This is a genomic window from Helicobacter sp. T3_23-1059 (assembly GCF_053654515.1).
Genome location: NZ_JBSIUV010000140.1, coordinates 1 through 1,337 on the forward strand (window position 1 = coordinate 1; position 1,337 = coordinate 1,337).

General features: G+C 39.9%; 3 protein-coding genes. 1 reads left to right on the forward strand and 2 read right to left on the reverse strand.

Features of this window, described 5'->3' with window-relative positions; all coding sequences use genetic code 11:
* Positions 1–8 precede the first annotated feature (8 nt).
* Both ACWIX0_RS13600 and ACWIX0_RS13605 read right to left on the reverse strand, forming a co-directional pair.
* Positions 9–863 carry a restriction endonuclease subunit S gene (locus ACWIX0_RS13600; protein WP_454174521.1) on the reverse strand — a complete coding sequence of 285 codons (855 nt, stop codon included), beginning with the start codon at positions 861–863 and terminating at the stop codon, positions 9–11.
* Positions 827–1,126, reverse strand: a complete 300-nt coding sequence (locus tag ACWIX0_RS13605; protein WP_454174522.1) for a hypothetical protein — start codon at positions 1,124–1,126, stop codon at positions 827–829. The genes ACWIX0_RS13600 and ACWIX0_RS13605 overlap by 37 nt, the downstream gene beginning before the upstream one ends.
* 9 nt (positions 1,127–1,135) lie before the next feature.
* Between ACWIX0_RS13605 and ACWIX0_RS13610 the strand changes: the two genes are divergently transcribed.
* The gene (locus tag ACWIX0_RS13610) at positions 1,136–1,294 is read left to right on the forward strand and encodes a hypothetical protein (protein ID WP_454174523.1); all 159 of its coding nucleotides are present in this window, start codon (positions 1,136–1,138) and stop codon (positions 1,292–1,294) included.
* Positions 1,295–1,337: the final 43 nt, after the last annotated feature.

Genomic DNA, 1,337 nt, shown 5'->3' on the forward strand with positions numbered 1-1,337 from the left:
GTCGTCCTTTATGTGAGTTTGCCCATAAAGGCGGATTTGAGTAGGCTAGATTTGAGTTGCTTTGCGTTTTTTAGGGCGGAGTCTATAAACGCGCTTGTTTTATCCGCGCTACTAAAATGCTTTTCTAAAATCTCTACGATTTTCTTTTGAATCTCAAGCGGTGGCAGGGGGATAGGCAGTTTAGAAAAACTTTTAGCTGAAATTTCTTTAAATGTCGTGCCACTCGCATAACTTTCAGCTAAACTTTTTGCATTAAGCAAGTAATAATATACAAATTCACTAAAAACATTTTCTTTTGGAATTAGACTTTTAAAACCTTGATTTGTGCATAATGAATTTGACGCTATGGCTACATATCCTATCGGTGCTCTTGACGAAAAAAGTATCGTCCCTTTTGGCACTAGCCTTGCCGATGAACTTTTAAGCCCTTTTTCACTAATGTTTCTTTTGCCCTGTGATATAAATTTATCATTATGGTTTGATAAATCCGCAGGCGTAATCCAAGCGATATTTCCGCCAAAATTATCGGCTTGTGTTGTCGAAGGTGTGCCACCAGAAACGATTTCGCCTATCTCGCCAAGCGTTTTGATAGTCCAGCCTTGCGGAAAATTCAGAGATTCGCCATTATTGTCATATTGAGATTTCGTAGAAAGCGAAATATCTCTATGGTTGCCCTTATTGTCATTCTGAGCGAACGCAGTGAGCGAAGAAACTCTATTTGTGGATTTTTGAGATACTTCGCTTCGCTCAGTATGACAATATAGGGAGTGAGTATGACAAGGTGGGGTGTCATTGCGAGAATCCGTGATAGCGGATTCGTGGCAATCTATGGTTTTTTTTGTGGATTGCCACGCTCGTTGCACTCGCTCGCAATGACGGGGGTTTTGTCATTCTGAGGGAGCGAAGCGACCGAAGAATCCAAAGGATGTTCACAAGTTGCGTTATAATTTTTGGATACGTCGCTACGCTCAGTATGACAAAGAAAATGGGTAAAATCCTCCGTCAATGTGCCGTTGAATGCGGATTTAAGCAAACTTTGCTTGTATTTTGCGATATTATTTTGAGCGGATTTTAGGTGCTTTGTGCCATTATCGATTCGCAAAAATGCTTCATCAAGCCTTGCCACAATGCGCTTTTGAATATCAAGTGGCGGCAGGGGGATTTTGATTTTTGCATATTCGCTAATCCAATATCACTTGTGAGTGTCGCTTCTATGGCGAATCGTTTGCATAAGATAATACAAAAATTTAATATCGGCGTTTTCTTTGGGGTGCAAGATTTTCATAGCCGATGATTTAACTTTAAATTTAAAGGCTCAAGACAACTTAAGACAAAAT